Raw genomic sequence first — 24,475 nt, 5'->3', positions numbered from 1 at the left:
ATGTTGGACAGCATCTAAAAAAGCCTTCTCTCAAAGAGAAGGCCTTTTTTATAGTTTCTAACTTGCCCTGTTCTCCTGCCAGGCTTCTTTTTTGCCGCGTCCAAGGAAAGCAAATGCCGCTACAAGAACAGCCACTGTAAGTAATGCGATAACAGTGCTGCCAGTAAATCCGATGACCAGATATCCAACAGCAGCGATTCCCGCTGAGATCAAGGCATATGGAAGCTGAGTCATCACATGGTCCATATGGTTACAGCCTGCACCTGTTGAAGAAAGAATCGTTGTATCTGAAATCGGTGAACAATGGTCGCCGAATACGGCACCGGCAAGGACAGCAGACATAGCCGGCAATAACAGAGAAATATCTGTTGCAGCGGCAATGTCTCCAGCAATCGGAAGCAGGATGCCGAAAGATCCCCATGAAGTTCCGGTGCTGAATGCCATAATTCCCGCTATGACGAAAAGTAAAAACGGAAGCCATGATGTGCTCATATTTGAGCTTTCCACAAGACCGGCTAAATACTTTCCAGTTTCCAGACGGCCGATTAAATCAACAATCGCCCAGGCAAACAGCAAGATATAAACAGCTGGAAGCATGGATTTAATGCCTTCCCATACTCCTTTCCCAAAAACATTCGGGTTAACGCCCTTCAAGGAGAACGCCTGACGGAAGAATAAACCTAACGAAACCAATAGACCCACGAGGCCACCAAGGATTAGGGATTTAGAGACATCCGTGTTCTCAAATATTTGTAATACAGTCGCATTTCCTTCAACCGCCTGTAAACCCGTCCAAAACATTGAGCCCACTGTACCAATGACAAGAGCAATGATTGGCCAGACAAGATCGCCGACAGATCCTTTCGAACTTGTTGGAAGGTCGTCCTTCAATTCACCAGGTGCAGGCTTCTCTGGATCCATTACAAGCCCCTCTTCAACTGCCCGCTTCTCATGTACTTTCATTGGCCCAATCTCTATGCCTCTTAACGCCACGATAAATACAATAGCAAGAGTAGCCCATACATAAAGGTTCATGGGAATCATTTGAATAAATGCCGAGAAAGCTGAATACTCGGTAACATTATGTGCAGCAAGGATTGTCCCGATCAGCGCAATAATGTATGCTCCCCAGCTGGAAACCGGTGAAACCACACAAACAGGTGCTGAAGTCGAATCAATCAGGTACGCCAGCTTTGCACGGGATACGCGCTGGCGGTCTGTAATGGGACGTGAAATCTGACCGACTGCAAGAGCATTGAAATAGTCGTCAATGAAAATGATAATACCTAAAACAGCTCCAACAATCTGTGCGCCTGCACGGGTCTTGACCCGCTTCATCGCCCATTCTCCAAAAGCGCGGCTTCCGCCTGAGATAGAGATAAATGCAGTAATAACTCCTAATACAAGCAAGAATAGAATAATATATACATTCCAGGTGTTCAGCTCTCCGTCCGAAACAAAAATTCCTTTTACAGCATCCCAAATGATGCTGAAGGTTTCTGTGATGCTGAATTCAGCCAGCAATAGTGCGGCTGTTACAATCCCCACTCCCAGTGACAGCAATACGCGCCTGGTCAGGATAACCATAGCGATTGCTACCAAAGGCGGCAGCAGGGAGAAAATCGTGTTAGTCATTTCTTGTCCTCCTCTTGTTTTTTTTGGATCACCGCCACGCGGCATGTCCGTTTTGCAATCAGGGGAACAACAAGGATGATGACAAAAACCAAAATAAAAAAAGAGTAACGATAGAGAAAAATCTATCATTACTCTTTTGAAGTAATTAGTTTCTCCATCACGATCTGTAGCTCCCCATTATGAAGGCTTTGACAAAGTATATTCATACTTTCCCCTCATAATGACAGTGTTACTCCTATTCGAAGTAACCCCAGCAAAAATAGTTCTGACTCACTAATCTTGCTTCGGCAACATTCCCTTTCGGCTGCGGTCGTCGTTGTCATCCTCACACAGCATACTTATGAACCCTGCACCTCTACCCCATCGGATATGATAAGGTTTTATGAAATTATAGTAGAATCTTATCAAAATACCAATCTATTTGCAAGCTTTATTGGCCGGCCGGTATTTCGATTGATGGCGAGGTACCCCCTCCGCCATTGTAAAATTGCGGGACCTTTCCAGGATAAATGCCATAAGCGGCCAGCACATCTTCCTGTACTGTGATAATTTTGGTGGCAAAAGGAATGATAATTTGAACCTGTACGTCCAGGCGGACCAGCACCTTCACTTCCACATTATTTATTCCGTGATCCTTTGTTTCAGTTATGAAATTGGAGGTAACGGAACCGACTGCATTAAACTTCACCGGTATACGGGGACCCAAATTACCAAGGAGGGCATTATTGGTTGCCTGGCCAAGCGGCACGTAATAGACAATTCCATTTGAGTGCTGCATTTCCTCCGTGTTGATTTCCACGTCTGTAAAGGACTCCAACGCATCCAAATCGCCCTTTTCCGCTTTTTTAATATTATCCTGAACCAGTTCGGTTACTTCCGCTTTGACTCTGTTCAGCTTTTCCACGTTTATGCTGACCACACCGCTCTCGCTCGCTTCAAACATATCTTCCAAATCCATCACATTGGTAATTTTTTTATTAATCGCATTGTTTATCACCAATGATGCGATTTTCCTTGTCTGTGAATCGGCATAGCTCATAAGTGTTGGTTTAAGCCCTTCATTGATAATCCAGAGGCCGGCAGCTGTTGAGATAACAAAAAATACAAAGGTCAAAAGAAATACATAACGAAATGGAAGAGGACCTTTCCGGGGCAGCCGGCCGCGAAATTTTGCCAAAACAAATCCCCCCTTTACAAGCTATATGTATGCTGTAAAGGAGGGAACTAGGCTCAAAAATCCAAAATAGTTTATCTCAGTCTAACGGGCAGTAAGACCCCACTCCAGACTCAGCGGAATCAAAGGAGGATAAGCGGGGGTCAAACTGCCCGTAATGGCCCGATTGGTTCAACTAACAATCAGCGGGGGATAAAGCCCCCCCACTGATTGAAGTTTCACTTTATTGTTGTACTAAAGTTGTATCACAGCCTGTAATAACAGAATTCAATTCAAGCCTTAAATCTGCTTCATATGGGACCACATTCCTGCCCTTTTCTTCAAGTATCCGGATAACAGGCCTGTCGCTGAGACCCGCGTTCTGCCGGCAGACAACACCTTTTCTTCCATCATTCAGCTCGACTGTAACACCAACTGGATACACGGCTACTGCCTTACGGAAAACTTCAATGACTTTCTTATCAAATAATTTTCCGGCCCCTGCATACAGAACTTCCAGCCCTTCGTGGGGGAGCATAGCCTGCCTGTAAATGCGGTTGGATGTTACTGCGTCAAACACATCGGCAATCGCAATTATCTTGCCGAATTCATGAATCTCGTTCCCCTGCAGGCCGCGCGGATAGCCTGAACCATTTAATCTCTCATGATGCTGAAAGGCGCAATGTGCAACGAGGAGAGGGATCGTCTCTACTTTTCTTAATATATTAAATCCATCTTCCGGATGCTTCTTTATTGATTTAAATTCGTCTTCTGTCAATTTACCCGGTTTCATAAGAATATCTGCAGGCACCTTCATCTTTCCGACATCATGAAGAATAGCACCCAGCCCCAGGATTTCAAGTTCCTTTGGCAGGAGCTGAAGCTTCATCCCGATTGCCAGTGAATAAAGAGTCACATTCAGGGAGTGTGTGAATATATAGTGATCATATGTATAAACATCTGATAGGATCGTAAGAAGCTCTTTATTTCCCCTTATTTCACTGATCAGCTGACGTATCAGCCCTGAGAGCCGCTTGGAGGCATTCTCAATTACCAGAGAGCCTGATAACTCTTTATTTGCTTGTACTTCCTTCAGAACGGTTTCAATGGTTTCGATAGCCTGTTTGCGCATTTGGGGAGTCAGAGGGTCCTTATATTGGATATCCTCAGTGCGTAAATCCTTGATATACACATAGGTAATACCCATTTCCTGCAGTTTATGTATTAATTTATCTGCCAGCTCCACACCTTCATGCAAAAGGACCTGACCCTTGTCATTATATATAGCTTTGGCCAAAACACTGCCAGTCTCAATTGTATTGGTTGCTGCTAATCTCATATGTATCTCCCATATCCATTTTTCGGTGCTACTTTATATTTCGGGCATTATTTGGTTTTATTTACATTATACGACAAATTTCCCAGCTTGAGAGTGGGTTTATGATATATTTCCGGATAGAAAGATTTATGTAAGTATAACCCGCTTTTACTTGCGGATAGAATAATTTATGTGAAAAGCGCCTAATGCATAAAAAAAGACAGGCCTATTCAGGCATGCCTTTAGATCATTTTGAGAAGTGCTTCTTTTCCGATCGTTCCTTTAACAATTCCCAGCTCCTCGGCCTCATAAGTGACAGATTCAAGCGGGGCATTTAACAGCTGATCTATCGTTTTTACACCGACAGCCCTGCCGGCAATTACTTTGCGGTCCTTAAGCTTCTCATTCAGCAAAGCTACATCCAGGGCTCCGCACATGATATACCCTTTATCATTCGTTACCACCAGCAGATTGGTCTTCGGCAGCTGCACCGAAACACTCAAAAAAGTGTGGCCATCTATATCAATCGGCTTCAAATCAATCATACCTGCACCCACTCCTTTCCTTTTCCCTTACACAATATGTGCGGACAAAGAAAAGGGTGAACGTGGCAGGCACCTATACCAGTTGGCTGAAGTGGTATAGGTGCCTATCACCCGGTTTAAAATAAATCTAGCTGTCTGGGAGCAAGCTGCTGATATTCGATTTCAAGCATTTCGATCATTTGTTTAGCGTTGTCTGCCGCGTCACCGCCGGAGTTGTTGTTGAAAACGGCGAATACATTTTTACATTTTTTCTCGAGCATTTTTAGATGTTCTGCCCATTCTGCCAGTTCTTTTTCGTTATAGCGGTAAAGATAGCGGACCTCCCGCCAGTTGTCCGCATTCTTTTTCTGCCAGCCGTGAACGTTTCGGCCGTGAAACCGAACAAGAACCTTATCATGACTGGTTGTTTCCAGAACCATTGGAATAGAACCCTCACCGGCTTGCGGCTCGTCACAGATGCTGTGAATCCAGTCTTCCTCTTTCATAAAGCTTAGCGTGCTTTCCCTAAACTCCGGCCGAAACCATGATTGATGCCTGAACTCCAAGGCACAGGGGATATCCTCCATCTGCTCCTTGCACCAGCGAAGGTAATCGACATTGGCTTTTTTGCAGTCAAACCATGGCGGAAATTGAAACAGCACCATAGCGAGTTTGCCGGATTCGATATAAGGCTCCAAAGAATCTTTAAACGCTTCAAACATTTCTTCCTTGCTTTCAAAAGGAATTTCGCCTCTCTGATGGCCCGTCATGCCCTGATAGGCTTTTACAATGAATTGAAAACCATCTGGGGTGTCTTTTACCCATCTGGCGGAGTTGCGCTTCGGCTGCACATCATAAAATGCGGAGTCCACTTCCACTGTCGGGAAATGGCCGGCGTACTCCTTTAATTTATCTCTCGGCGAAATGGCGCCTGTATAAAGACTATCATGATCGCCCCAGCCTGTTACGCCTATGATAATCATTGAAACACCTCCGTTTGGCCTTAGTCTTGATAAATTAAAATGAAAACTGATTTTGCTTTTATCAAAGTGATATATCTCCACTTTAGCAATTTATTCATCATTTTTCCAAAAATAATAGAACCTATTCTATTTAAAAACCCGTTTACCATGGCCGGTAAACGGGTTTTCTAAAATAGCTATTAACCGATGGAACCTTCCATTTCAAACTTGATCAGGCGGTTCATTTCTACTGCGTATTCCATTGGAAGCTCTTTCGTAAATGGCTCAATGAAGCCCATTACGATCATTTCTGTTGCTTCTTCCTCAGAAACTCCGCGGCTCATAAGATAGAATAGCTGTTCTTCTGATACTTTTGAAACCTTCGCTTCATGCTCAAGAGAGATGTTGTCGTTCAGGATTTCATTGTATGGAATCGTATCCGAAGTTGACTGGTTATCCATAATTAACGTATCACACTCGATATTGGCGCGTGCACCTTCAGCTTTGCGGCCGAAGTGAACGATTCCGCGGTATGTTACTTTACCGCCCTGCTTGGAAATCGATTTCGATACGATCGTTGAAGAAGTGTTCGGTGCAAGGTGAATCATTTTCGCACCTGCATCCTGATGCTGCCCTTTGCCTGCTAATGCAATAGAAAGGGTCATGCCGCGAGCGCCCTCTCCTTTAAGAATAACTGCCGGATATTTCATTGTCAGTTTTGAACCGATGTTTCCGTCAATCCATTCCATTGTGGCGTTTGATTCACAAACAGCACGCTTCGTAACCAGGTTGAATACGTTGTTTGCCCAGTTTTGAATGGTTGTATAACGGCAATATGCGTCTTTTTTGATGATGATTTCAACAACCGCACTGTGTAGTGAGTTAGTTGTGTACACAGGTGCTGTACAGCCTTCTACATAGTGTACATGTGCCCCTTCATCAACGATGATAAGGGTACGCTCAAATTGCCCCATGTTTTCAGAGTTAATGCGGAAATATGCCTGTAATGGCGTATCAACCTTAACCCCTTTCGGAACATAGATGAACGATCCGCCAGACCAAACGGCTGAGTTTAATGCAGCAAATTTGTTGTCTGTTGGAGGGATGACTTTTGCCCAGTGCTCACGGAAAATATCTTCATTTTCGCGAAGAGCGGAATCTGTATCCTTGAATACGATTCCTTTTGCTTCAAGGTCTTCCTGCATGTTATGGTAAACAACCTCTGATTCATACTGTGCAGAAACACCAGCAAGATACTTCTGCTCCGCTTCTGGAATACCCAATTTATCAAATGTCTGTTTGATTTCTTCAGGAACTTCATCCCAAGAGCGTTCAGTTTTTTCAGAAGGCTTTACATAATACGTAATTTCATCAAAGTTTAATGACGCTAAATCTCCGCCCCATTGCGGCATAGGCATGTTATAGAAATGGTTCAATGATTTTAAACGGAAGTCAAGCATCCATTGTGGCTCTTCCTTCAATTTTGAAATCTCTTCTACAATTTCTTTTGTCAAACCGCGTTTTGATCGGAAAATGGAAACGTCTTTATCGGCAAAACCATACTTGTAATCGCCGATCTCAGGCATCTTTTTTGCCATCGTCGTATTCCTCCATTCATATAGGAAAGGGTTCACACCCTATCAATTCATAGTTTTTTAGCACACAAGGCAGACGAAAAAGTTTTTAATCAAACGTTTGATTGATTTATTCCTGTTCTTCTTTCTCCGTGCCAACGCCTTTTTCCATTGCTTTCCATGCTAAAGTGGCGCATTTGATTCGGGCAGGAAATTGGGAAACTCCCTGAAGAGCTTCGATATCGCCAAGATCCAGATCATCTTCATCATATTCTTTTCCCAGCATCATGTCAGAGAAAACTTTGGAAAACTTTAAGGCTTCTTCAATATTTTTACCCTTGATGGCTTGGGTCATCATGGAAGCTGAGGACATGGAGATGGAACATCCTTCTCCTTCAAATTTCGCATCAGCCACTTTGCCGTCCTCAAGCTTCAGCGTCAATTGAATACGGTCCCCGCAAGTAGGGTTATTCATATTGATCGTCAGGCTGTCATCTTCAAGTACCCCTTTGTTACGAGGGTTTTTATAATGATCCATTATAACCTGGCGGTAAAGGGTATCTAAATTTTTAGAAGACATCGCTGAAATACTCCTTTGTTTTGACAAGCCCTGAAACAAGCTTATCAATATCTTCTTCCGTATTGTACAGATAGAAGCTTGCACGTGCAGTTGCCGACACCTTAAGCCACTTCATCAGCGGCTGTGCACAATGATGGCCGGCGCGGACTGCAATTCCTTCTGCATCCAATACAGTAGCCACATCATGTGGATGAACATCGTCTATATTAAAGGTAACCAGACCGGCCCGTTTCGAGGCTTCTTTCGGCCCATATATGGTCATTCCGTCTATAGCAGACATTTTTCCCATAGCATAGGCGGCCAGTTTGTGCTCATATGCCTCGATTTCGTCCAGGCCAATCTGCTCAAGGAAATCAATAGCAGCACCCAGCCCAATGGCACCTGCAATAATTGGCGTGCCTCCTTCGAATTTCCACGGAAGCTCCTTCCATGTTGATTCATAGAGGCCGACAAAGTCGATCATTTCGCCGCCAAATTCAACCGGCTCCATTTTTTCAAGGTGCTTTTTCTTTCCGTAAAGAACACCAATGCCGGTAGGGCCACACATCTTATGACCGGAAAAAGCAAGAAAATCACAATCCAGGTCCTGAACATCTATTTTCATATGCGGAGCACTTTGTGCACCATCCACAACCATAATAGCGCCATTTTCATGGGCGATTTTTGCAATTTCCTTAATCGGGTTCATAACACCAAGTACATTCGATACCTGCATGATCGATACGATTTTGGTATCGGCTGTTACGGTTGTCCTGACATCCTCAAGGGAGATGGTTCCGTCTTCCTGCAGGGGAAGGTACTTTAATGTGGCACCCGTCTGTTTCGCTACCTGCTGCCACGGAATGATATTGCTGTGGTGCTCCATATAGGAGATCACAATTTCATCGCCTTCTGAGAGGTTAGCGCGTCCGTAGCTTGCTGCAACTGTATTGATGGAAGTTGTTGTTCCTCTTGTGAAAATAACTTCCTCAGTAGATTTTGCATTAATGAATTTACGCACCTTTTCCCTGGCACCTTCATAGCCATCGGTTGCTCTCGTGCCTAGCGTATGGACGCCTCTATGAACATTCGAATTATATTCCCGGTAGTATTTATCAATCGCCTCAATTACCGGAACAGGCTTTTGGGAAGTAGCGGCACTGTCCAGATAAACAAGAGGATTTCCATTGACTTCCTGATCCAGGATGGGAAACATTTGCCGAATCTCACGGGCATTCATTATTTTACTTTCCTTTCAATAACGGCAGTCAGCTGCTTTTTAACGCCTTCAATTGGAAGAGCATTAACAACAGGCGCCAGGAAGCCGTGAATAACAAGACGTTCAGCCTCTTTTTGGGAGATGCCGCGGCTCATTAAATAATAAAGCTGCAATGGATCCACACGGCCGACTGAAGCTGCGTGTCCTGCTGTTACATCATCTTCATCGATTAATAAAATCGGGTTGGCATCCCCGCGCGCTTTTTCGCTTAACATCAGTACGCGTGATTCCTGCTCGGCATTTGACTTGGAAGCCCCATGTTCAATTTTACCGATTCCATTAAAGATGGATGAAGCAGAGTCTTTCATAACCCCATGCTTTAAAATGTAGCCTTCAGAATTCCTTCCGAAATGAACTACTTTCGTTGTAAAGTTTTGAGTCTGTTCTCCGCGTCCTACAACAACTGTTTTAGTATCCCCGAAAGAACCGTCTCCAACAAGGTTAGTTGTATTCTCTGAAACTGTATTGCCATCGTTCATAAGTCCAAGAGCCCATTCAATGCGGGCATCACGGCCTGCAACCCCGCGGCGGTTCACATAAGCTGTTGTTCCTTTAGCAAGTGTGTCAACCGCACCATATTGTACTCGTGCATTTGCACCTGCAATGACCTCTGTAACAATATTGAAGATGCCGTTCGCTTCCTCAACTACAGAAAGATAGTTTTCCACGTAAGTAACTGAGCTGTTATCATCAGCTACAACCAATACATGGTTGAACAGGTTTGCCTCTTTATCATCATGGATATATACAGCTTGAATCGGCGCTGAAATTTCCACATTTTTCGGAACGTACAAGAACGCTCCGCCGTTTAAAAGAGCCGCGTGCAAAGAAGTTAAACGGTGTTCGTCCGTTTTGACGCCATCCTTCATAAAATACTTCTGTAGCAGCTCACTGTGTTCTCTTGCCGCTGTAAAGATGTCTGTGAAAATAACACCTTTTTCCTGCAGTTCTTTAGATACAGTCAAATGCGTTGGTCTATTATTGCGCTGAATATATAAATTCTGATCGCCAGCTTCTGTATCAATCAGGTTTCTTACATCTTCAGGAAGGTCGTTTAGAGACGCAAAGTCTTCACTTCCGACAATGTGCTTTTCGAACTGTGTGAAGTTCCATTTATCTATTTTAGTTTTATCAGGCTTTGGCATTGGCAGGCTTTCCGCGTCTGCAAGCGCATTTAGACGGAGTTCTGTCAGCCATGCCGGCTCGCCCATATCTTTTGAAAAGGAACTAACATATTCCTTATCAAATGGTAGTTTTATTTCCGTTGTCATAGTGATCCCCCTAACGCTTACGCTTCTTGCCCAACTGTTTCGTCTTCAATGCCCAATTCTTTCTTAATCCAGTCATATCCTTCAGCTTCTAAGCGCTGTGCAAGCTCCGGTCCGCCTGATTTTACAACGCGGCCCTGCATCATGACGTGAACATGGTCAGGTGTGATGTAGTTAAGAAGGCGCTGATAGTGTGTGATGATTAAGCATCCGAACTCTTCTCCGCGCATTTCATTGATTCCTTTTGAAACAACTTTCAATGCATCGATATCCAATCCGGAATCGATTTCATCCAGGATAGCCATTTTAGGTTCAAGCATCATTAATTGAAGAATTTCATTGCGCTTCTTTTCTCCGCCTGAGAAACCTTCATTAAGATAACGCTGAGCCATGTCAAGATCCATTTCAAGGAATTCCATCTTGCTGTCCATTTTGCGGATGAATTTCATAAGAGAAATTTCATTTCCTTCTTCAAGGCGGCTATTAATTGCAGAACGTAAAAAATCGGCATTTGTTACGCCGCTGATTTCACTTGGATATTGCATTGCAAGGAATAGGCCGGCACGTGCGCGCTCGTCAACTTCCATTTCAAGAACATCTTTACCATCTAAAGTGATGCTTCCCTGTGTTACTTCATATTTTGGATGGCCCATGATAGCAGAAGATAAAGTAGATTTACCTGTACCGTTCGGCCCCATGATTGCGTGAATTTCTCCGCCTTTAATCTCAAGGTTTACACCTTTTAGTATTTCTTTTCCCTCAATAGCAACATGAAGGTCTTTAATTGTAAGTACTGATCCTGCCATAATATATACCTCCGTCAATAAAAAAAGATTTGTAAATCGGTTTCATCCGCAAATCTCTATTCTCATTTTATTCTCATTACAATCTTATAACAAATCAAATATCATAGCAACTCTTTGAGACCATAAACAAACTTTTCAAACGAAAATGTTTAGAAAGCCTGCAGATATAGATTTTATCATATAAAATCTTTGTCATCAAAGAGTGAAATTACCGGAAACCAGCATGTCCTGTCTATTTTTTCCCGGTACTGTAATTTCATGTACTGCAAAAAGAAAACCAGTGCATCATTGGCACTGGTTACTATTTACTTCATTATTATATATACCTTTAACTTAGGAATGAATTTTTCTTTCAAGATCTGCAACTAACCGCTGGCTTTGAAGATAATCTTCTTCACGTCTTTTTTCAACTTCCATTCGAATATCATGTTTCCGGCTGTACACTTCATATCCAACTCCATGGGCAGCTTGCATAGCTTTTTCCATTTCACTCGTGTAGTTCAGCTGTAACTGACTGATAATGAATCAATCCTTTCGGTTTTTATGCTTTTCAGCATTTGGTTTTACATCTAAAATCTTAACACTCACACTATACCCCGCACAAAGCGGAAAAAACCTGATTTTTTTAGCAAAATAAGGAATGAGAACTGGTGAAACGCTTTCATACTTCCTATCCTTAGAATACTGGCCGAATGCTCTGGATTAATGGTTGTTTTTATAAATTTTCTGAAAAATCATCATTTCAAAAGAAAACTCCTGCTGCTAAGCAGGAGAAGATTTTCAGTGATTTCGCTGATTCAATTCGGTCATGGCCTCCTGGACAAGCGTAACTGCCTGGCTCATTGCCGCTCCGCCGCCAAAAGCTGCTGTTACTCCTACTGCCTCAAGAATCTCTTCTTCAGACGCACCTTGATCAATGCAGCCTTTCATGTGGTAAATAATGCAGTACTCATCCTGAGAATATAAACTGATGCCGAGGGCGATCAGCTGCTTCTCTTTTTGGGATAACACTCCTTCTTTAAAGCAGGCTTCTGTAAAAGCATTATAATGCTTTGCCAAATCCGGCATTTTTTCAGTAAAAACACCTAATCCGACTTTATAATCATGCAGGGCTTCTTCTATTGAGTTTGAAGGTTCCTGATAATGTTCCATCGATCTCCACTCCATTTCAAATAGTATCAAGGTTAGTATGTTTGATTGCTTTTCAATCTATACGGGAAGCGGGATTGCTGATCCACAAAAAAAACAGGCGCTGTGAACGCCTGCATTTCTGCTTTACTCAGATACCGGCACAACGGCACCTTCATATTTTTCAAGAATGAAATCCTGGATTTCCTTGGAACGAAGCACTTCCACAAGAGCTTTAATTCCTTCTTTTTCTTCATCACCTGTGCGTACTGCAATTACATTTACATATGGTGAATCTTTATCTTCGATTGCAATTGAATCTTTAAGAGGATTTAATCCTGCATCGATTGCATAGTTGGAGTTAATCAGGACTGCGTCTCCTTCTCCATTATTGTAAATCTGAGGAAGAAGTGATGCTTCATATTCAGTATCAAACTTTAATTTTTTTGGATTTTCTTTTATATCTTCCAGTGTTGCTTCCGTTTTTTCCACATCTTCATTTAAAGTGATAAGTCCCTCAGCTTCAAGCATGGAAAGGATGCGGCCATGGTCTGCGACTGAGTTGCTCATGATGATGGTTGCACCCTTTGGAAGCTCCTCAAGTTTTTTATACTTTTGGGAATACACACCGATTGGTTCAATATGAATTCCGCCTGCATTCGTAAAATCATATCCATGCTCAGCCTTTTGTGACTCAAGATAAGGAATGTGCTGGAAGTAGTTAGCATCAAGTTCTTTAGACTCTAGAGCCTGGTTTGGCAATACATAATCCTGGAATGTTACAACATCAAGTTCAAAGCCTTTTTCTTCAAGTAATGGCTTTGCTTCGTCAAGAATTTCAGCATGAGGGACATTGGAAGCCCCCACTGTAATCTTTTTGCTATCTTTACTATCTCCGCCTTCTCCGGCATTGCCGCCCTCTTCTGAAGTGCCGCAAGCTGCAAGAACAAGTGCAACTGCCAGTGCAAGAGCAAGTGATAACCATTTTTTCATGTCAATCTCTCCTTATCGTTTGTCTAATTTTGTTGTAATGATATCTCCAATAAACTGGATGATAAATACGATGATTAAAATAATGACGGTCGCCATAAGCGTTACATCACTTCGGCTCCGCTGGAATCCTTCCAGATAAGCCAGATTTCCAAGTCCCCCGGCACCGATTACACCAGCCATTGCCGTGTAGCCAACCAGTGCGATAGCTGTCACAGTAATTCCCGAAACAAGGGCGGGCATTGATTCTGGAAGCAGAACCTTCCAGATGATCGTGCTTGTTTTTGCGCCCATAGACTTGGCAGCTTCAATTACCCCTTTGTCAATTTCCCTCAAGCCGATTTCCACCATTCGGGCATAAAACGGGGCAGCACCAATAATTAATGCAGGCAATGCCGCATCCTCCCCAATCATTGTTCCAAGCAAAAGCTTCGTGAAAGGAATCAGCAATACAATCAGGATAATAAATGGAATCGAACGGAAAATATTGACGAACGCAGAGATAACTTTATTGACTGCTGCATTTTCCCATATATTCCCTTTCGAGGTCAAAAAGAGCAGCAGCCCCAAAATCGCTCCTAAAATAAAGGTTGCAATAACAGAAATAGCTGTCATATAGAGAGTTTCCACAGTAGCTTCCCACATGGAGTCCCATTTCACATTTGGAAACCATTCATTAAGCATTGGAAATCACCTCCACGCCCACTTGCTGAGAATGGATATATTCGATTGCTTTTGCAACTTCCTCTGGTTCTCCATCAACATGGATGAATAAGGTACCGTAGGAACCATTCTGCGTCTGGGAAATCTTCCCCTGAAGAATATTAACAGTTACCTGGAAGTGACGGATCAGGTTTGTAATCAATGGCTGTTCAGCTGATTCGCCGACAAATCCTAATTGGACTACTTTTCCTTTTGGATACAAATCGACCAGATGATCAATTGTTTCCTTCGTTTCTTCAGGCTCTGTCACCTGCTGGACAAAGCGCTTTGTAATCACAGCTTTCGGATTCTTAAAGACATCCAATACAGGTCCGATTTCCACAATCCGGCCGCCTTCCATAACAGCAACCCGATGGCAGATTTTACGGATTACATGCATTTCATGTGTAATAAGGACAATGGTTAAGCCCAGTCGTTCATTGATGTCTACAAGCAGCTCCAAAATGGAATCTGTTGTCTGAGGATCAAGGGCAGATGTCGCCTCATCACAAAGCAGCACTTTTGGATTATTGGCAAGGGCTCTGGCAATTCCGACCCTTTGCTTTTGACCTCCGCTAAGCTGAGAAGGGTAGGCATCTTCCCTTCCTTCCAGACCGACGAGTTTAATGAGCTCGTCTACTCTTTTGAGCCTTTCCTGCCGGGAAACACCTGCGATTTCAAGCGGAAATGCAATATTTTCTCTTACTGTTCTTGACCATAACAGGTTGAAATGCTGGAAAATCATGCTTATTTCCTGACGAGCTTTTCTCAGCTTGCTTCCCTTTATCTTTGAAACCTCATTGCCTGCTACAGTAACACTGCCATGGGTAGGAAGCTCCAGCCCATTGAGCATGCGGATTAAGGTACTTTTACCTGCACCGCTATATCCGATAACACCGAATATTTCTCCTTCTTTTACCTCCAGGTTTACATCATCAACTGCTTTAACCTGGCCTTTTTTTGAAGAAAATATCTTCTGTACATCCTTTATGGAAATCAACGTGATAGTCACCTCTTTTATCGAAAGATACAGATAATAATTAATAGACTGCTTTTATTCCCTTATCTTTTACTCCTCATAGGCTTTCATGCGCAAAAGCAAAAATGCCTTTCTGCACATGAGCAGAAAGGCATAAAGAGATTTAGTCCTTTCTCTCATCTATCAAAGCTATGCTTTGAGTGAATTGGCACCATTTCAACTAATTGACGGTTGCCGGGCTTCATAGGGCACTTCCCTCCACCTCTCTTGATAAGAGCGTTACGTTCTATATTCAATTAATACTTTAAATGAATTAAGCAGTTTTTTAATTACGTTTGCTATCGTATCATAGCCATTAAAAAGGTGTCAACGATGAAATTTCAAACTTTCGGAAAAAAGTGAATGGTAAATTTCCCTTTACGCTTTTGCAGCAAGTGATGTGAGACCTGCAGCTGCTTCTATCGCCTGTTCCAGGTCTTCAATTAAATCTTCTGCATTTTCGATGCCGATCGAAATCCGAATTAGATCCTCCGAAACTCCCGCAGCCTTTAAGCCTTCTTCATCCAGCTGCTGATGAGTAGTGCTTGCAGGGTGAATAATCAGGCTCTTTGCGTCCCCGACATTTGCCACATGTGCCCATAGCTGCAGGCTATTGATCAGCTTGGCTCCAGCCTCTCTTCCGCCAGCTATTCCAAATACAGCCACTGCTCCGGCTCCTTTTGGCAAATATTTATCTGCCAATTCTTTGTCCGGGTGGCTTTCATGACCTGGATAGAGCACCCAATTAACGGCCGGATGCGCCTCCAGATATTCCACTACCTTTTTAGTATTGGCAACATGCTCCTTCATTCTTACATGCAGAGTCTCAAGGCCCAATGTGAACTGAAATGCACTTTGCGCACTCATTGCCGGCCCTAAGTCTCTTAACAGCTGTACACGGGCTTTGATAATATAAGCTGCTTCGCCGATTGCTTCGCTATAGACAATATTATGGTAGCTCGGATCCGGCTCTGTGAATCCCGGGAACTTAGGGGAATTCCAGTCGAATTTTCCGCCGTCAACTATTATTCCCCCCATAGTGGTACCATTGCCGAGCAGCCATTTTGTCGCAGAGTGTATGACAATATCAGCTCCATGTTCAATAGGCCTGCAAAGATAAGGGGTAGCAAAAGTGTTATCGACAATCAGCGGCACACCTTTTTCGTGTGCAATTGCGGCAACCTTTTCAATATCCAGGATTTTCAGGCTCGGGTTTCCAATCGTTTCGGCAAAGACAGCCTTTGTTTTATCTGTAATGGCGCTGCGGAAATTTTCCGGATCCTTTGGATCGACCAGTTTCACCTTTATTCCATACTTGGGAAGTGTGACTGCAAACAAATTATAAGTACCTCCATATAAATTGGATGCAGCAACAATTTCATCACCAGCTTCGGCAATATTTAAAATGGCAAGCGTAATAGCAGACTGGCCGCTGGCAAGAGCCAGCGCACCCACTCCTCCTTCAAGCAGGGCCACTCTTTCCTCAAATACACTGACAGTGGGATTATGTATTCTGCTATAAATATATCCCGGCTCTTTCAGGGCAAAGAGATCTGCTGCGTGATCTGTATTCTTGAACTGATAAGCATTATTCTGATAAATTGGGACCGCCCTCGCGCCAGTTACAGGGTCAGGCTTCAGCCCCCCATGTACTCCAATTGTTTCAAAGCGGTAATTTTTCTGTTTGTCCGTCATCGCTATCTCTCCTCTATAAAAATGATTGTATCTAATTTAGAAAAGCTGAAAAACCCCCTTCATAAGAAGAGGGCTGTATCGACTCTTCTTATCTTCCAGAGCATTCTGCTCTGCTGGATTTAGCACCGTGTACTTTACCGGTTGCCGGGCTTCGCTGGGCCAGTCCCTCCGCCTCTCTTGATAAGAATATTCAGTTAATTAATATTAAAATGATATTATCATACTATTTAAAAAACGGTCAAGTATTGTGCAGTGAAATTTTCCCTAAACAGAAAAAAGACTCGAGCAGCAACTTTTTTCTGTAAGTGGTTTCCGTCAAAATTTCATTTCGGGAGATGGCATCTCTTAATGTTACTTCTCCTGTAATCAGTGACAGTACAGCTTCTTCTGATCCCGAGATTTCCACATCAAAGTGGCGGGTGTGGCTCGCCTTCCGTATTTCTCCATTCGAAATCTTCAATGGAATGCATATATTTCCCGCTTTAATAAGCAAAGAAAAGTTTGATTTTCTTAAGAAAAATCCAAGATGCCCTTTTACCTTTAATTCCCGGATGAATACATCAGGTAAATCCCTCACAGCCTCACCTCTTTGAATGGGGTCAATTACTTTTATATTCAGTAATAAAAAGCATTAATCCTTTATTTTTCATTCGACAAAACCTGAAAGGCAATGCCTGTTTAATTGGCATTGCCTTTTCATTTCCCGAGAAATATGTCAGATCATACTATTTTCACAGAGGGGGCTGCAGTTTTTGTCTTTTTATAGCCTCTGAATACAAAGAAAAAGTAGAGAGAGCCAATCAAGTATAAAGAAGCTGTAATGGTGAATACGAGTGCATATCCCCAATAATCTCCATATCTCATGACGATTCCTGTTGAAACCGGGCCCATTACAGCCCAGCCCAGATTGAACACCATCTGATTGACTGAGTTTGCCAGTCCTTTCATCGAATCATTTACCTTTGACATCATCAATGACATTTGTATAGGATTTCCCGCATTCATCAGCGCCTGCCGGAACAAAAAGCCGATGGCAGCCAGCCAAAGATTTTCAGTATAAGCGGTTAAAAGCAGGAAAGGAAGTGACATAAGCTGCAGGATTACAACGGCTTTAACCTCTCCCACTTTTCTTACCACAACCGGTCCGATAATCATGGCAAAGGCCGTGGCAGCCTGCCCTAATGAAATAATTATGCCAATAGCTGAATTGGAGGCATCAAAGCGGTCTGCGAAGTATAGATTCAGATACGGAATAACAAGTCCTGCGCCAATTCCAATTAGAAGCTGAGCAAAAGCAAACATCGCGATAATTTTGACACCGTCATTTTTAGCTGAGAGGTTTTTGAATGACCAGCCTTTTATGCCCTTTGCATCGTGTTGATCTTTCGAAACCTCTGCGAAACGCAAAATTGGAAATAAGCCGGCTATGAAAAACACACTTGCAATCAGATGGGTGATGCGGATGCTGGTGAGCTGATCCGTAAACAAAAGAAATACATCCGTTAAGATGCCCCCGCTTAAGTTCCCGATCACATTTGCGCCCGTCAATATAGCAAAATGGATACTGAACAGATGAACCCTTTGGTCAGCCTTTGAATTTTCAGCCAGCCATGGTATGCCCGATACCTGAAGAAAGGCTGTTGTCAGCCCGGTTAAAAATGCAAATAAAATCAGGAGTTCCTGCATTTCAACTATACTTCTGAAGAGCATAACTACACCTGTTGCAACTGCACCAAACATCATCGCTTTTTTTCTGCCAATTCGGTCGCTGGCGATCCCTGCCGGCACAAGAATCATTGCTGTCGCGAGAGCAGTCATGGATATGATTTGTCCATTAACACTTTCTGAGTAGCCGAGCTCCCTTATGTAGAAATTATAGATTACCATGAATATCCCAAAACCAATTTGTGTAAGGATATTCGCCATAAAAGCCAATTTTATGTTGCGGTTATAACCTTTAAACTGACCAGCCCACTCCCTGTAAAATGCCATGCGGATCCCTTCCTGCACTTTATGATTTTTATTTCGATTCCCTAAGTATCATACTCTTTCGGAATGGATTTGTAAATATATTTCGAATAGTGAAAAGACCTTTTTAAAACATGCAAAAAACCAGGCTGCTATGCTCCTGGTTTGTGCTAATCGATGCTTCTGATTTTATCCAATAAATAGGGTACGGATCGGAAAGCATATAATTTTTCATGTAAAGTTCCTTTTCTGAAGATGAGGAGGCAGGGTACGCTTTCCACTCCCCACTTTTCAGCCAATTGCGGCATATAATTTAAGTCCGCTTTCCCCATTTTTTGATCTGGCAGTAATTGTTCTGTAACTGCCAGCATCTTTCCTGCCATCTGGCAGGTTCCGCACATAGGCGTATACAAATAGATAAGAATCGTTTCTTCTCCGCTAATCGCTTCCTCAATGTCCTGCTGCGACCATTCCTGCATTTTATCATCCTTACTTTATCTGTCCAGATATTGTGTATAAATGTCAATGTTAGCTCCGAGCAGCACTGTTGCCAAATGGTGTTCAGGTGCTGTCGCTACTTCTCTGTACATTCTATCGATGTATAGATGCTCTGCCTCTGGAAATTCCCTTCTGAATTGTTTCCTCAGCTTTTCACCTGCTGAATCGGCATCCACCAATATATATACATCCTTATCAAACAGTGTGTCAATTAATTCATCCAGTTTGGTAATGCTTATTGTTCCATTTGTGCAGATAATTTCAACAGGCTCTCTTATAATGCTTTTAACTTTTGTTTTATCTGACTTTCCCTCGACAATAATCACTTTTTCCGGAATTCCATCGTTCATCGTCATCACCTGAAAGGGGTTATTTTGAAACTGTTCGTTAAAGTTAAGCTCTTTTCGTATAAAATGTTTTATTTTGCGCATCAATGCTGTCCGTTGATTTTCGCACCAGGCTGCTCAGCGAACCGCGGGGCGGGCGGTGAGCCTCCTCGACGCTGCGCGTCTGCGGGGTCTCACCTGTCCCGCTACTCCCGCAGGACTTTGAATAAGCTTCCTTGAGTAAACAACCGCACGAAGAAAATACGAATGCATTTTCGAGGATCTCACACCTTCCGCTACAATCAACTCAGCATATAATAAATAAAAAACATCATACCCTTCGAAAACAGCCAAAGTTAAAGCCAGTCATGCATTGGTTTTTATCTTAATATATTCATTATTCTTGGTTATGGTGTGAATCTCCTGCCCATTTTGGAGGTTAGGGCTGTGCTGATTTATATATTCCTTGCCCGGTTTAGGAAAGAAAAAATGTTTTTGAAGAAAAATATATATTTTAAAAAGACTTATTTCATTGTATGCCCGTTCAAACTGCTTTAGCCTATTAAATAAACAGCGGAAGTTATTCCGCTGTTTACAGTAGTCAGCACCAGCCGCCTTCGTCACAGTCTGTGTAGCGTGATTGCGCTTGATCCGGGACGGAGACATTCTGGTATATTTTTTGGTGTTCGGTTTCAAAATGATGGGACAAGTTGAAAGAAGATCCTTCCGGAAGGCTGATTTGTCCAATTTTTTCGTTTTCAAGATAAAGATCTATCCCATTATTGTTAAGTTTGCCGACGACCCGGTCAGTTATATCGATTTTCTGCTGCTTCAATGTCATGGGTAATCATTCCTTTCATGCATCTGGGTACCCATAGTTTTGCCATGTCTCTGTAAAAGAAAAATAGCAATTAAAGGTAAGAACAAAATGCAGAAGCAGCTGGACATGATATACCCTAAAAGACGCAAAAAACCGGTTCGGAAGTGAACCGGCTCTCTAATTAGTCTTGGTTTGTCATTTCTTCATATTGCTCAGCAGTCATCAAGCTTTCTACTTCGCTTAAATCTGAAGGCTCCACCACAACCATCCATGCTTTTTCATATGGAGATTCGTTTACGAACTCAGGGTTGTCGTTAAGGTCTTCATTTACTTCAACCACTTTACCGCTTAGAGGCGCATAAAGTTCAGACACTGTTTTTACAGATTCTACGCTTCCGAATGGTTCGTTTGCACTCAGCTCATCGCCAACTTCAGGAAGCTCAACAAATACGATGTCACCAAGTTCTGATTGCGCGAAATGCGTAATCCCAATGCGTACTTTCCCATCTTCTGTTTTTACCCACTCATGCTCTTCTGAATAACGTAATTCTTTTGGTGTGCTCATTATGTATCCCTCCATATAAATATTTCAATTTATGATCAGTAATCGATCTCATGGTTAATGGTGGCTTCCAGCTATTAGGAAAGCCATGTCTTTTCATATTCCTCATCTTTGAAGCCAACTGTTACTTTCTCTCCATCTGTCATCAGCGGCCGCTTGATCAGCATGCCGTCTGTTGCCAAAATGTCGAGCAGTTCTTCATCAGAAGAGGTTTTTACTTTGTCCTTCAAGCCGAGCTCCCTATATTTTTGGCCACTCGTATTAAAGAACTTTTTTAGTTCCAAACCGCTGTTTTTATAAAGCGCTTCAAGTTCGCTTCGGGAAGGCGGATTCTCTGTAATATGTATTTCTTCATAGGACAGATTATGTTCGTCAAGCCATTTCTTGGCCTTACGGCATGTCCCGCATTTAGGATACCAATAAAAAGTCAACGCCATTTTTTCACCACCCATTTTAGCAAATTCAAGCTTATCCAAAATTGCTGCCTTTTAATTGAATAGTAACATAAAAGGGTGACAAAGCATAACCTTGATCACCAATTTAATATTCGACATTTTTCTATTTGTTCCTGCATGCCGGAAAAAGTTTTTGAATGGTTATTTTTACAATAATAAAGCCCCCTTCATCGGAAGGGAGCTAAGCCAGATTAAACGGTAAAACGTTCCGCGTCGATCAGTTTTTCTGATGCTTCACGCTTCTTGGTAATCACATTGATTGGCGTATGGCGTGTGAATTTGCGCAGTGCTGACATCATCATGCGCAGTGCATCGCCGTTTTCAACTGCCACAAGTGTTTCCTTTGCATCCTGCTCGATTTCGTTAAATGCCTCCTGGCAGAAGATTTGAGTGTACAGGAGCTTTTGTTTGCTCTTTTCAAGGCCGGCTTTTTCAATAGCCTTTTCAGTACGAAGAACAACAGATTCCATTGCATAAGCATTCGAAATAATATCCGCAATGTTTACGAGTACTTCCTGTTCTTTATCAAGAGCCTTTCCATACTTTTGTGCTGCCAGACCAGCAGCAAGCAATCCGATCTTCTTCGCGTTCTTAACCAGATATTTTTCCTGCGCAAGCGGCTCGTCACCAGGCTCTTCAGGCATCATCATCATGAGCTCTTCCTGCAGCGCCTGAGCTTTCTGAAATAGTGGAAGCTCTCCTTTAAGTGCTTTGCGAAGGTATGTGCCCGGTACTAATAGACGATTGATTTCGTTTGTTCCTTCGAAAATACGGTTAATGCGTGAGTCACGATAAGCTCTTTCAATCTCATATTCAGCCATGAAACCGTAGCCCCCGTGGATCTGAACACCTTCATCTACTACGTAGTCGAGGACTTCCGTATTGAAGAATTTATTCATGGAGCACTCAATGGCATATTCAGCAATTGACTTTGCGACTTCCTTGCCATCTTTTATTTCCTCATCTGTAAGCTTGCTCATACGGTCCTCGAACAAACCCACTGTACGATACACTGCGCTTTCTGCTGCATAAATTTTTGAAGCCATTGTGCCAAGTTTTTCTTTAGTCAAATTAAATTGAGAGATAGGTGTCTTAAACTGCTGGCGCTGGTTCGCATACTGAACAGCCAGTTCGAATGCACGCTTCGCTCCGCCAACTGCTCCTACACCTAACTTATAGCGGCCAATATTTAAGATATTAAAAGCAATCACATGGCCCTTGCCAAATTCACCCAGCAGGTTTTCCTTTGGCACCTTGGCGTCTTCAAGAATTAACGTACGGGTAGAAGAGCTCTTGATTCCCATTTTCTTTTCTTCTGCCCCTACAGATACACCTGGGAATTCTCTTTCAACGATGAATGCAGAAAAGTGTTCGCCGTCAATTTTTGCATATACTACGAATACATCTGCGAAGCCTGCATTTGTTATCCATTGCTTTTCACCGTTTAATACATAGTGTGTGCCCTCAGCATTCAGCTTGGCGGTTGTTTTTGCCCCAAGAGCGTCAGAACCTGAGCTTGGCTCTGTCAATGCATAAGCGGCAAGCTTTTCACCTGTAGCAAGTTCAGGAAGGTATTTTTGCTTTTGCTCTTCATTTCCAAATAGAACAATCGGAAGAGAGCCAATGCCGACATGTGCGCCGTGAGAGATGGAAAAGCCGCCTGCACGCGCCATTTTTTCTGCAATAAGTGCTGAGCTTACTTTATCTAATGCAAGTCCGCCGTATTCCTCTGGAACATCTGCGCCTAATAGGCCAAGATCTCCAGCTTGCTTCAATAGTTTTACCGAACGGTCAAATTCATGGTTTTCAAGATGTTCAATTTGCGGTACAACTTCATTCACTACATAATCTTCAGTCGTCTTAGCAATCATAACCTGCTCATCTGTATAGTCTTCAGGTGTAAAAACCCGGTCATAGGAAACATCTTCGATTAAAAAGCTTCCGCCTTTGATAAGATTTTCAGTTTGATTTGACATTTACTTTCCTCCATTCTGTTTTTGCAGAGAAAAGCCTGTGGCTTCTCTCCAATTTTCGATTCATCTTATAAAAGTTCAAATACTCCGGCTGCGCCCATGCCGCCACCGATGCACATTGTTACTACTCCGAATTGCTGATTGCGGCGTTTCATTTCATGAATTAGAGACAGAGTGAGCTTGGCTCCGGAACAGCCCAGCGGGTGCCCGAGTGCAATAGCGCCTCCGTTAACATTTACTTTCTCTTCATCCAATCCCAGCTCACGGATAATTTGAATGGATTGGGATGCAAAAGCTTCATTCAATTCAAATAAACCAATATCCGAAAGCTCCAGCCCTGCAAGCTTTAATGCTTTAGGAATGGCCACAACCGGGCCGACACCCATGATCTCAGGAGGGACACCGCCTACGGCAAAGCTTCTGAATTTAGCCATTGGCTTCAATCCTGATGATTCTGCTTTTTCCCGGTCCATAACCATTACGGCTGCTGCTCCATCACTTGTCTGAGATGAATTTCCGGCTGTGACACTTCCGGTTACCGAGAATGCGGGACGCAGTTTTCCAAGTGATTCCATCGTGGAATCTGCACGAACACCTTCATCCTGGCTAAATTGGATTGTTTTTTCTGTAAGCTTATTGTCTTTTCCAACAGATCTGAACGTTACGTCTACAGGTACAATTTCATCTGCAAATTTTCCTTCCTGGATTGCCTTAGCAGCCTTCTGATGACTTCTGACAGCAAATGCATCCTGGTCTTCACGTGTAATGCCATACTTTTTTGCAACCTCTTCAGCTGTATGTCCCATACCCATATAATATTGAGGAGCTGTTTCCGCCAGTTTGGCGTTCGGGCGGACTACATGCCCCATCATTGGCACCAGGCTCATAGATTCTGCTCCGCCGGCGATAATTGTATCTGCATGGCCAATCATGATTTTTTCAGCTGCATAGGCAATTGCCTGCAGGCCTGAAGAACAATAGCGATTGATCGTTATCCCCGGCACTTCATGTGAAAGTCCGGCAAGGGCGCCGATATTCCTGGCCATGTTCAGCCCCTGTTCTGCTTCAGGCATAGAACATCCGATAATTAAATCATCGATATTTCCTTCATAATTTCCTGCACGCTTTAGGGTTTCTTTTACTGCGAGTGCTCCTAAGTCATCCGGCCTGACATTTGCAAGCGTACCTTTTTTGGCTTTGCCGACCGGTGTCCTGGCACCTGCAACTATAACCGCTTCTCTCATCATGTTCCCTCTCTTTCT

25 protein-coding genes and 3 riboswitches are annotated in these 24,475 nt (G+C 43.0%); all 25 genes read right to left on the bottom strand.

Features of this window, described 5'->3' with window-relative positions:
* Positions 1–57: 57 nt before the first annotated feature.
* Positions 58–1,635 carry a Na+/H+ antiporter NhaC family protein gene (locus ACTHRG_RS07775; RefSeq protein WP_076258803.1) on the bottom strand — a complete coding sequence of 526 codons (1,578 nt, stop codon included), beginning with the start codon at positions 1,633–1,635 and terminating at the stop codon, positions 58–60.
* Positions 1,636–1,794: 159 nt separating this feature from the next.
* Positions 1,795–2,001: riboswitch (Lysine riboswitch) on the bottom strand.
* A 64-nt stretch (positions 2,002–2,065) separates the two neighbouring features.
* A complete protein-coding gene (gene yunB / locus ACTHRG_RS07770) occupies positions 2,066–2,812 on the bottom strand; it encodes a sporulation protein YunB (RefSeq protein ID WP_048011994.1) in 747 nt (248 codons plus the stop codon).
* Between the two features lie 220 nt (positions 2,813–3,032).
* A complete protein-coding gene (locus ACTHRG_RS07765) occupies positions 3,033–4,127 on the bottom strand; it encodes an HD-GYP domain-containing protein (RefSeq protein WP_076258806.1) in 1,095 nt (364 codons plus the stop codon).
* Between the two features lie 221 nt (positions 4,128–4,348).
* The gene (locus ACTHRG_RS07760) at positions 4,349–4,651 is read right to left on the bottom strand and encodes a YunC family protein (RefSeq protein WP_035329361.1); all 303 of its coding nucleotides are present in this window, start codon (positions 4,649–4,651) and stop codon (positions 4,349–4,351) included.
* 116 nt (positions 4,652–4,767) lie between these two features.
* On the bottom strand, positions 4,768–5,613 hold the full coding sequence (locus ACTHRG_RS07755) for a DUF72 domain-containing protein (RefSeq protein ID WP_076258808.1): 846 nt from the start codon (positions 5,611–5,613) through the stop codon (positions 4,768–4,770).
* 179 nt (positions 5,614–5,792) lie between these two features.
* Positions 5,793–7,190, bottom strand: coding sequence for a Fe-S cluster assembly protein SufB (gene sufB / locus ACTHRG_RS07750; RefSeq protein WP_076258810.1), 1,398 nt, complete (start codon positions 7,188–7,190; stop codon positions 5,793–5,795).
* A gap of 106 nt (positions 7,191–7,296) precedes the next feature.
* A complete protein-coding gene (sufU, locus tag ACTHRG_RS07745; RefSeq protein ID WP_076258812.1) occupies positions 7,297–7,746 on the bottom strand; it encodes a Fe-S cluster assembly sulfur transfer protein SufU in 450 nt (149 codons plus the stop codon).
* Entirely contained in the window at positions 7,736–8,965 is a 1,230-nt protein-coding gene (locus ACTHRG_RS07740) for a cysteine desulfurase (protein ID WP_076258814.1), read from the bottom strand. Before ACTHRG_RS07740 ends, sufU begins: the two co-directional genes overlap by 11 nt.
* Positions 8,965–10,275 (bottom strand): Fe-S cluster assembly protein SufD, encoded by a 1,311-nt coding sequence (sufD, locus tag ACTHRG_RS07735; RefSeq protein WP_440230957.1) that lies wholly within the window; start codon positions 10,273–10,275, stop codon positions 8,965–8,967. The genes ACTHRG_RS07740 and sufD overlap by 1 nt, the downstream gene beginning before the upstream one ends.
* Positions 10,276–10,292: 17 nt before the next feature.
* Positions 10,293–11,078: a Fe-S cluster assembly ATPase SufC gene (sufC, locus tag ACTHRG_RS07730; protein WP_035329355.1), complete on the bottom strand. Its 786-nt coding sequence runs from the start codon at positions 11,076–11,078 to the stop codon at positions 10,293–10,295.
* Positions 11,079–11,411: 333 nt separating this feature from the next.
* Positions 11,412–11,564 carry a hypothetical protein gene (locus tag ACTHRG_RS07725; RefSeq protein WP_169799774.1) on the bottom strand — a complete coding sequence of 51 codons (153 nt, stop codon included), beginning with the start codon at positions 11,562–11,564 and terminating at the stop codon, positions 11,412–11,414.
* A gap of 294 nt (positions 11,565–11,858) precedes the next feature.
* Positions 11,859–12,230: a carboxymuconolactone decarboxylase family protein gene (locus tag ACTHRG_RS07720; protein WP_440230956.1), complete on the bottom strand. Its 372-nt coding sequence runs from the start codon at positions 12,228–12,230 to the stop codon at positions 11,859–11,861.
* A gap of 123 nt (positions 12,231–12,353) precedes the next feature.
* Complete coding sequence (locus ACTHRG_RS07715) at positions 12,354–13,199, bottom strand: MetQ/NlpA family ABC transporter substrate-binding protein (RefSeq protein ID WP_440230955.1); 846 nt, start codon at positions 13,197–13,199, stop codon at positions 12,354–12,356.
* Positions 13,200–13,211: 12 nt separating this feature from the next.
* Positions 13,212–13,880: a methionine ABC transporter permease gene (locus ACTHRG_RS07710; RefSeq protein ID WP_335687128.1), complete on the bottom strand. Its 669-nt coding sequence runs from the start codon at positions 13,878–13,880 to the stop codon at positions 13,212–13,214.
* Entirely contained in the window at positions 13,873–14,898 is a 1,026-nt protein-coding gene (locus tag ACTHRG_RS07705) for a methionine ABC transporter ATP-binding protein (RefSeq protein ID WP_335687127.1), read from the bottom strand. The genes ACTHRG_RS07710 and ACTHRG_RS07705 overlap by 8 nt, the downstream gene beginning before the upstream one ends.
* Before the next feature lie 152 nt (positions 14,899–15,050).
* A riboswitch (SAM riboswitch) is annotated at positions 15,051–15,154 on the bottom strand.
* A gap of 140 nt (positions 15,155–15,294) precedes the next feature.
* On the bottom strand, positions 15,295–16,611 hold the full coding sequence (locus tag ACTHRG_RS07700; RefSeq protein WP_076258826.1) for an O-acetylhomoserine aminocarboxypropyltransferase/cysteine synthase family protein: 1,317 nt from the start codon (positions 16,609–16,611) through the stop codon (positions 15,295–15,297).
* An 85-nt stretch (positions 16,612–16,696) separates the two neighbouring features.
* Positions 16,697–16,798, bottom strand: a riboswitch (SAM riboswitch).
* Positions 16,799–16,849: 51 nt separating this feature from the next.
* The gene (locus ACTHRG_RS07695; protein WP_440230953.1) at positions 16,850–17,188 is read right to left on the bottom strand and encodes an SCP2 sterol-binding domain-containing protein; all 339 of its coding nucleotides are present in this window, start codon (positions 17,186–17,188) and stop codon (positions 16,850–16,852) included.
* Positions 17,189–17,331: 143 nt separating this feature from the next.
* Entirely contained in the window at positions 17,332–18,603 is a 1,272-nt protein-coding gene (locus ACTHRG_RS07690) for an MFS transporter (protein WP_440230952.1), read from the bottom strand.
* Between the two features lie 146 nt (positions 18,604–18,749).
* On the bottom strand, positions 18,750–19,058 hold the full coding sequence (locus ACTHRG_RS07685) for a thioredoxin family protein (protein ID WP_076258833.1): 309 nt from the start codon (positions 19,056–19,058) through the stop codon (positions 18,750–18,752).
* A gap of 15 nt (positions 19,059–19,073) precedes the next feature.
* Complete coding sequence (locus ACTHRG_RS07680; protein WP_076258835.1) at positions 19,074–19,427, bottom strand: toprim domain-containing protein; 354 nt, start codon at positions 19,425–19,427, stop codon at positions 19,074–19,076.
* A 577-nt stretch (positions 19,428–20,004) separates the two neighbouring features.
* Positions 20,005–20,244, bottom strand: coding sequence for a YusG family protein (locus tag ACTHRG_RS07675; protein ID WP_440230951.1), 240 nt, complete (start codon positions 20,242–20,244; stop codon positions 20,005–20,007).
* Positions 20,245–20,404: 160 nt separating this feature from the next.
* Positions 20,405–20,788, bottom strand: a complete 384-nt coding sequence (gene gcvH, locus ACTHRG_RS07670) for a glycine cleavage system protein GcvH (protein WP_076258840.1) — start codon at positions 20,786–20,788, stop codon at positions 20,405–20,407.
* A 74-nt stretch (positions 20,789–20,862) separates the two neighbouring features.
* Positions 20,863–21,222, bottom strand: coding sequence for an arsenate reductase family protein (locus tag ACTHRG_RS07665; protein WP_076259007.1), 360 nt, complete (start codon positions 21,220–21,222; stop codon positions 20,863–20,865).
* A gap of 209 nt (positions 21,223–21,431) precedes the next feature.
* Positions 21,432–23,216, bottom strand: a complete 1,785-nt coding sequence (locus tag ACTHRG_RS07660; RefSeq protein WP_076258842.1) for an acyl-CoA dehydrogenase family protein — start codon at positions 23,214–23,216, stop codon at positions 21,432–21,434.
* Between the two features lie 65 nt (positions 23,217–23,281).
* Positions 23,282–24,457 carry an acetyl-CoA C-acetyltransferase gene (locus ACTHRG_RS07655; protein ID WP_076258844.1) on the bottom strand — a complete coding sequence of 392 codons (1,176 nt, stop codon included), beginning with the start codon at positions 24,455–24,457 and terminating at the stop codon, positions 23,282–23,284.
* Between the last annotated feature and the right edge of the window lie 18 nt (positions 24,458–24,475).

Source organism: Cytobacillus sp. SAFR-174 (assembly GCF_051964675.1).
Classification (GTDB): domain Bacteria; phylum Bacillota; class Bacilli; order Bacillales; family Cytobacillaceae; genus Cytobacillus.
Note: the sequence above shows the minus strand (reverse complement) of the source record. Positions and strands in the feature narration are given on the sequence as shown.